This is a genomic window from Rhodococcus sp. EPR-157 (assembly GCF_001647195.1).
In the GTDB taxonomy this organism is placed as follows: domain Bacteria; phylum Actinomycetota; class Actinomycetes; order Mycobacteriales; family Mycobacteriaceae; genus Rhodococcoides.
On sequence record NZ_LVCV01000666.1, the window covers coordinates 1 to 7,265 of the forward strand.

The 7,265-nt window shown below is 65.0% G+C and carries 9 protein-coding genes; 1 reads left to right on the top strand and 8 read right to left on the bottom strand.

Going from position 1 to position 7,265, the window contains the following annotated elements; all coding sequences use genetic code 11:
• The 8 genes from A2J03_RS28325 to hisD form a co-directional block, all read right to left on the bottom strand.
• The coding region (locus tag A2J03_RS28325) for an inositol monophosphatase family protein (protein WP_068381211.1) at positions 1 to 701 on the bottom strand (701 nt) is incomplete at its 3' end.
• 6 nt (positions 702 to 707) lie between these two features.
• Positions 708 to 1,442, bottom strand: coding sequence for a bifunctional 1-(5-phosphoribosyl)-5-((5-phosphoribosylamino)methylideneamino)imidazole-4-carboxamide isomerase/phosphoribosylanthranilate isomerase PriA (gene priA, locus A2J03_RS28330; protein ID WP_068381215.1), 735 nt, complete (start codon positions 1,440 to 1,442; stop codon positions 708 to 710).
• A gap of 47 nt (positions 1,443 to 1,489) precedes the next feature.
• Entirely contained in the window at positions 1,490 to 1,732 is a 243-nt protein-coding gene (locus A2J03_RS28335; RefSeq protein ID WP_068381218.1) for a hypothetical protein, read from the bottom strand.
• A gap of 10 nt (positions 1,733 to 1,742) precedes the next feature.
• Positions 1,743 to 2,372, bottom strand: coding sequence for an imidazole glycerol phosphate synthase subunit HisH (gene hisH, locus A2J03_RS28340; RefSeq protein WP_068381221.1), 630 nt, complete (start codon positions 2,370 to 2,372; stop codon positions 1,743 to 1,745).
• Between the two features lie 10 nt (positions 2,373 to 2,382).
• The gene (locus tag A2J03_RS28345; protein ID WP_156520635.1) at positions 2,383 to 3,546 is read right to left on the bottom strand and encodes an MFS transporter; all 1,164 of its coding nucleotides are present in this window, start codon (positions 3,544 to 3,546) and stop codon (positions 2,383 to 2,385) included.
• 7 nt (positions 3,547 to 3,553) lie between these two features.
• A complete protein-coding gene (gene hisB, locus A2J03_RS28350; RefSeq protein ID WP_068381224.1) occupies positions 3,554 to 4,189 on the bottom strand; it encodes an imidazoleglycerol-phosphate dehydratase HisB in 636 nt (211 codons plus the stop codon).
• The gene (locus A2J03_RS28355) at positions 4,186 to 5,349 is read right to left on the bottom strand and encodes a histidinol-phosphate transaminase (protein WP_068381227.1); all 1,164 of its coding nucleotides are present in this window, start codon (positions 5,347 to 5,349) and stop codon (positions 4,186 to 4,188) included. The genes hisB and A2J03_RS28355 overlap by 4 nt, the downstream gene beginning before the upstream one ends.
• Positions 5,346 to 6,686, bottom strand: a complete 1,341-nt coding sequence (gene hisD / locus A2J03_RS28360) for a histidinol dehydrogenase (protein ID WP_068381229.1) — start codon at positions 6,684 to 6,686, stop codon at positions 5,346 to 5,348. The genes A2J03_RS28355 and hisD overlap by 4 nt, the downstream gene beginning before the upstream one ends.
• Positions 6,687 to 6,798: 112 nt before the next feature.
• Here hisD and A2J03_RS28365 point away from each other — a divergent pair.
• The coding region (locus A2J03_RS28365) for a LysE family transporter (protein ID WP_068381232.1) at positions 6,799 to 7,265 on the top strand (467 nt) is incomplete at its 3' end.

The window sequence follows — 7,265 nt, forward strand, 5'->3', positions numbered from 1 at the left end:
AGATCGGTGACGATTCCTCCCGCGGCCTGCACGAGGAGCGCACCCGCCGCGTTGTCCCATGCGCGGTGGCCGAACACGACGCATCCGCCGAGGACTCCACTCGCCGTGTACGCCAGGTCGACGCCTGTGGCGCCATGCATGCGCAGACGTGAGGACACCTTCGAGAGCTCCTCGAGGATCCGTACCCGGTAGAGACCCGGAGACCGTCCGCGGCTGGCGATGTTGAACGCGCCGAACCCGATCATCGAGTCGGACAACGAGCGTTCGGTGAGCATCGGCAGCGCTTCGCCGTTGAGCAACAGCGGTCCGCCCGCCGCAGCTGCAAATCGTTGTTGTACCAGCGGAAGCCAGGTGAGACCCAGTACCGGGACCCCGTCGTCGAGCAGCGCCAACAGCGTTCCCGCAGAGGGCAACCCGGCCGAATAGTTGAAAGTGCCGTCGATGGGATCGAGCACCCATACCGTGCCGGAACCCAACTCGGGACCGCCGAATTCTTCACCGTGCACCGGAATTCCGGTCTGCTCGAAGAGCTCGGCGGCGAGCCGCTTCTCGAGCTCGAGGTCCACCGCCGTCGCGAAATCGTCGGGGCCCTTCTGTACGGCGCTCGGCGCGCCTACCCCTGCGACGAACCGGTCATGGGTGCCGTCGAGCAGCCGACCGGCAATCTCCAGCAACCGTTGTGGATCCTCCGGCAGAGTCATTTGTGGCTATCCGGACACTGCCGCGAGGGCGTCGGGCAGGGTGAATCGACCTGCGTACAGTGCCTTTCCGACGATCGAACCCTCGACACCCTTGTCGACGAGACCGGCGATGGCGCGCAGATCGTCGATGGTGGACACGCCGCCTGAAGCGATGACCGGCTTGTCGGTCTTCTCGCACATCTGCGCGAGCAGATCGAGGTTCGGTCCCGTCAATGTGCCGTCCTTGGTGACATCGGTGACGACGTACCGCGAGCAGCCATCACGCTCGAGGCGCTCGAGAACTTCCCACAGATCTCCGCCGTCGCTGACCCAGCCTCGTCCGCGGAGACGGCTCTGGCCGTCGACGATCAATACGTCGAGTCCAACGGCAACCCGGTCACCGAACTCGCCGATCGCGCGCGCGCACCACTCGGGGTCTTCGAGCGCCGCCGTGCCGAGGTTCACTCGTGCGCAGCCGGTCGCCAATGCGGCACGTAGCGATTCGTCGTCGCGGATCCCACCGGACAACTCGACTTTCACGTCCAGCTCACCGACGACGTCGGCGAGGAGTTCACGGTTCGATCCGCGACCGAACGCGGCGTCGAGATCGACGAGATGTACCCACTCGGCACCGTCGTTCTGCCATGCCAGCGCAGCATCGCGCGGAGATCCGTACTTCGTTTCGCTTCCGGCCTCTCCCTGAACGAGACGGACAGCTTCGCCACCTGCGACATCGACAGCAGGCAATAAGACCAGGCTCACGTGCGCTTATGCTACTGCCACCCCCGACACACAGGCCCGCCAGGGTCTTACTCGTCGTGCTCGTCGTGCTCGTCGTGACGGTCGTCGCCGAGACTGCGTCGGGTCATCGACGTCGACACGACTCCCATCGCGGCAATTGCTGCTGCGATTCCGACGGCCACGATCGCCAGACCCACGCCAGGCCCTGGCCGGACGAGTGCGAGGACAACGGTGGTGATCACGAGCACCCCCGTCGCGCTCCCCAATGAAGCGATCGCCAGCCGCCCGAAGGAGAACTCCCGATCGGTCACCGGGGCATCCTCACAGAGACTCGACCCAGTTCTTCAACAATTCTGCGCCTGCGTCGCCCGACTTCTCCGGGTGGAACTGCGTCGCCGACAGAGGGCCGTTCTCCACGGCGGCGAGAAAGTCACCTCCGTGATCGGCCCATGTCAGCAATGGGGCTGCGATGGTGTCCCCGACCGGCATTTCCCATTTCTGAACCGCGTACGAGTGCACGAAGTAGAACCGAGTGTCGGGGTCGATACCGTTGAAAAGCACGCTCTTCTCGGGCGCTCGCACGGTATTCCACCCCATGTGAGGGAGCACCTCGGCTCGAAGCCGCTCCACTGTGCCCGGCCACTCTCCGCAGCCGTCCGCCTCGACGCCGAATTCGACGCCTCGGTCGAACATGATCTGCATTCCGACGCAGATACCGAGGACGGGACGTCCACCGGCGAGTCGTTGGCCGATGAGGCGGTCACCCTTGACCTCGAGCAGACCTTCCATGCACGCTGCGAACGCGCCGACGCCCGGTACGACGAGCCCGTCCGCGGCAAGCGCAATCTTGGGGTCGGAGGTGACGGTCACATCGGCACCGACCCGAGCGAGGGCACGCTGTGCCGAGTGAAGATTGCCCGAACCGTAGTCGAGCAGTGCCACAGACTTCATATCCTCGAGTCTATCCGGCCGAACGTGCACCGAAGACCCCGACTACCACGGCCATCACGAGTGCAACTGCTGCCGCCATGGCAAAACCCGAGGTATAGCCGACGGTCCCGACGATCACGCCGAGCGCCATCGCCCCGGCACCGGTCCCGGCGTCGAACCCGATGTTCCACGCGGCGCTCGCCTGACTGAAGCGTTCCGGGCCGGCGACTCGGAACGTCATGACCAGGCTGTCGTTCTGGGTGGCGCCGTACCCGATGCCGAATACTGCTGCCGCTACGACGAACACGACCGCAGGGCGCGAGTCCGCGACCGCGAATGCGAACAGGGCGACCCCAGCACTGACGAGGACGAGAGCGGGGGCGAGGGCTCGGCCGATGCCGATCCGGTCTGCTACGGCACCGGCGACGTAGCGACCTACCAGCATCGATCCACTGACGACGGCAAGAGCGACGCCGATCATCGACTCGCGACCGGGTTCGGCGATCGGCAGCAGGCTCGACAGTCCGCCGAACGAGGCAGACGCGGCGGCAATCGCCAGGCATGGAACCACGAACTGTTTTGCCGCCGAGCGTGTCTCGGCAGCTTTCCGCGCCGGCGGTGCGACCGGATGAGTCGCCGGAAGAAACGCGATGGCGATCAGTCCGATCAGTGGGACTACCGCACCGATCAGAAACACAGAAGTCGGCGACAGGGCAAACACGACGAGACCGGCAGGCAGGGTCACCATCTGCGCCAACGCAACCGCGATCCCCTGTGCCCCAGTTGCCCGGCCCAGCTGATCGGGTGGAGCGAGTTCCGCTACGAGCGCTGCGGAAGCAACGGTCAACAATCCGAAGCCGATGCCCCGCACAGCCGACACGGTCACCGCAGGTGCGGCGCCGACCGATACTGCGAACAGCACAGCGGGAAGTCCGAGAAAGATACAGCCGGCCGCCAAAACGAGCCGGTGTCCGAAACGGACCAGTAGCTTAGGCACGAACAGCTGAGTGAGGACCGTTGCGGCCATGAACACCGCAGTGCTCGCTCCGGCGAGGGCATCCGAGCCACCGCCCAAGGACACCGCGAGCGGCACGACCGGAAGCAACAGGCCCCACCCACCGAACGCCGCAGCGCCCATCGCCATCGCAGCAGGCAGGCCGCGGATCGACAGCAGCGAGTTGGACCGCGAGGTCACACCGCTGTCACAAACTGCCCTTGGTGGACGGGATGCCGGTGACGCGAGGGTCGTACTCGACCGCCTGTCGCAGCGCCCGCGCCACTGCTTTGAACTCGGCCTCGGTGATGTGGTGCTGGTCGCGGCCGTACAGAACCCGAACATGCAGCGCGATCCGCGCGTTCATCGCCAGGGACTCGAACACGTGGCGGTTGATGACCGTGGCGTACGGAACACCCGGATAACCCCCGATGATGGAGTGCACCATGTAATCGGGCTCGCCGGTGTGTACGCAGTACGGGCGTCCCGACACGTCGACCGACGCGTGCACCTGAGTCTCGTCCATCGGAATGAAAGCGTCGCCGAACCGGGTGATGCCGGACTTGTCCCCGAGCGCCTGCCCGAGCGCCTGCCCGAGCACGATCGCGGTGTCCTCGACGGTGTGGTGAGCATCGATCTCGATGTCGCCCTTCGCGTGGACCGTCAGATCGAACCGCCCGTGCGTTCCGAGCGCCGTCAGCATGTGATCGTAGAACGGGACGCCGGTGGATATATCCACCACTCCGGTGCCGTCGAGGTTCAGTTCGACGGTGATGTCCGATTCCTTGGTCGTGCGTTCGATCCGCGCGATTCTCAGTGGCCGGCCTTCGGATGGTGTCGTCATCGGTTCGTCTCCACGTGCTCGTTCGTAGCAAATTGCTGTGTGTCCTCGAGCTCACTCTGCACGAGCGATGCGCTCACTTCGAGGAACCTGTCGTTCTCGGAGTCGAGTCCGATCGTGGTGCGCAGGTACCCGTCGATGCCGACGTCCCTGATCAACACGCCCTGTTCGAGGTAGCGCTTCCACGTCGCCGCTGCACTCGCGAACCGACCGAACAGCACGAAGTTGGCATCGCTGGGGATCACGTCGAAACCTAGTTCGGTCAACCGTGCCATGACGCGGTCGCGTTCGGCGGAGAGCCTCTCGACGCTTCCGAGTGTCTCGGGCGCGTGTCGCAACGCCGCCAACGCAGCTGCCTGCGTGACGACGGACAGGTGGTAGGGCAAACGCACCAGCAGCATGGCGTCCACGACTGCCGGAGCCGCGACGAGGTAGCCGAGCCGGCCGCCCGCGAAGGCAAATGCCTTGCTCATCGTTCTGCTGACGACGAGCTTCGTCGGATACTCGGCGATCAGACCGATTGCACTCGGCTGCGCCGAGAACTCGGCGTACGCCTCGTCCAGAATCACGATCCCGCGGGCTGCATCCAGAATGCGCCGGAGATCTTCGGTCGGAATGCTGTGGCCGGTGGGGTTGTTCGGGCTGGTGACGAAGACAATATCCGGAGTGCGCTCGGCGATTGCCGAGACGGCGAAGTCGATGTCGAGCGAGAAATCGGCGCGCCTCGTCGCCTCCATCCACTCGGTCTGCGTTCCCGACGCGATGATGGGGTGCATCGAGTACGACGGTACGAATCCGAGCGACGACCGCCCCGGACCACCGAATGCCTGAAGCAGTTGCTGCAGGATCTCGTTGGAGCCGTTGGCTGCCCATACATTGCTGACGTCGACATCGAAGCCGGTCTGACCGGTCAGATACTCCGCCAGCGCGGAACGTAGCTCGACGGCGTCGCGATCCGGATAGCGGTGCAGCTGCGTCGCCGCGTGCCGGACCGACTCGGCGACATCGTCCACGAGAGCCTGCGTCGGCGGGTGCGGATTCTCGTTCGTGTTGAGCTGCACCGGGACAGTCAACTGGGGAGCGCCGTACGCCGACTTGCCTCGGAGGTTCTCTCGTATCGGAAGCGAGTCCACCGAAACACCCTGTCCGATAACGTCGCTCATGACGAAAGTCCTTCGAACCGCAGACGGACGGCTTCGCCGTGCGCCGGCAGGTCCTCGGCGTCGGCGAGCGCGATCACGTGAGCGGCAACATCCTTCAGCGCGGCCTCCGAGTAGTCCACTACGTGGATACCGCGCAGGAACGTCTGCACGCTCAAGCCCGAGGAGTGGCGCGCACACCCCGCGGTGGGAAGAACGTGGTTGGATCCCGCGCAGTAGTCCCCCAAGCTGACCGGAGACCACGCGCCGACGAACACTGCACCCGCGCTTCGCACGCGAGCGGCGACGGCGGACGGATCCACTGTCTGAATCTCGAGATGCTCGGCGGCATACGCGTTGACGACGGCCAAGCCCTGGTCGATGTCGTCGACCAGCACGGTGCCAGACTGCGCGCCGGTGAGTGCCGTCAGCACGCGCTTGCTGTGTTTCGTGAAGTCGAGTTGGGCCGCAAGTGCTTCGTCGACTGCATCAGCCAGCTGCACGCTGGTCGTGACGAGCACGCTGGCTGCCATGACGTCGTGTTCGGCCTGGCTGATCATGTCGGCCGCAACGTGAATCGGGTCGGCGGACTCGTCGGCGAGAATCGCGATCTCGGTAGGGCCGGCTTCGGAATCGATGCCGATCAGCGAGCGGCACAACCGCTTTGCTGCCGTCACGTAGATGTTGCCTGGACCGGTGATGAGGTCGACCGGTTCCAGTTCGGTTCCGTCGGTGTCAGTGCCGCCGTAGGTGAGCAGCGCTATCCCCTGTCCTCCTCCGACAGCCCAGACTTCTTCGACGCCGAGGAGCTGCGCGGCCGCGAGAATGGTCGGGTGCGGCAGACCGCCGAAAGCCTTCTGTGGCGGAGACGCCACCACGAGCGAGCCGACGCCTGCCGTCTGGGCGGGCACGACATTCATCACGACCGAGGACGGGTATACGGCGTTGCCACCGGGGACGTACAGCCCGACACGCTCTACCGGAACCCACCGCTCGGTGACGGTTCCTCCCGGCACTACCTGCGTGGTGGTGTCGGTGCGACGCTGATCGGCGTGCACGATCCTGGTCCGCTCGATCGCGACCTCCAGCGCTGTGCGCACCGCAGGATCCAACTCGTCGAGTGCCTTCACCAAGGCCTCGGCAGGAACCCGAACGCGGTCCGGTCGAACGCCGTCGAACTTCTCGCAGAACTCGAGAGCGGCGTCGACGCCACGGTCGCGAACAGCCTCGACCACCGGACGAACCTGATGCAACACCGCATCGACATCCACTCCACCTCGTGGAAGCGCGCCGCGTAGTTCGGCGGTGGATGGAGTTCGACCGCGTAGATCCACGCGGGCGAGCTCGATGCGGGCAGGCATAGTTTTCCCTTCGACAAAGCACACCGAGGTCCGGTTTCTACTCACCAGGATAGTGCGCACGACTTGCGGTACCGAGACCCGCCTCGTTCGGCGGGCATTGTTCAATGGGCGAATGAACATGCATCTGTGGCTCGCGTTCCTTGGAGCGAGTGTGGTCATCAGCTTGTCGCCGGGTGCAGGCGCGATCGCGTCGATGTCCACCGGTCTCCGCTGTGGCTTGAAGCGGGGCTACTGGAACATCTTCGGGCTGCAGATCGGACTGTTGCTGCAGATTGCCATCGTTGCCATCGGTCTCGGCGCCGTGTTGGCCGAATCCGAGGTCGCCTTCTCCGCCATCAAGTGGTTCGGCGTTGCGTACCTCGTCTACCTGGGAATACGACAGTGGCGGGCGGCGCCTACCGAGATCGCCGAGTCCCCACCGATTGCCGACCGGGGCTTTTCGATGCTCGGCCGCGGATTCCTGGTGAATGCGAGCAACCCGAAAGCCGTCGTCTTCATGCTGGCAGTCCTACCGCAGTTCATCGATCCCTCTGCCACGCTTGCGCCGCAGTATCTGATCATTGCTGCGACGATGGTCGC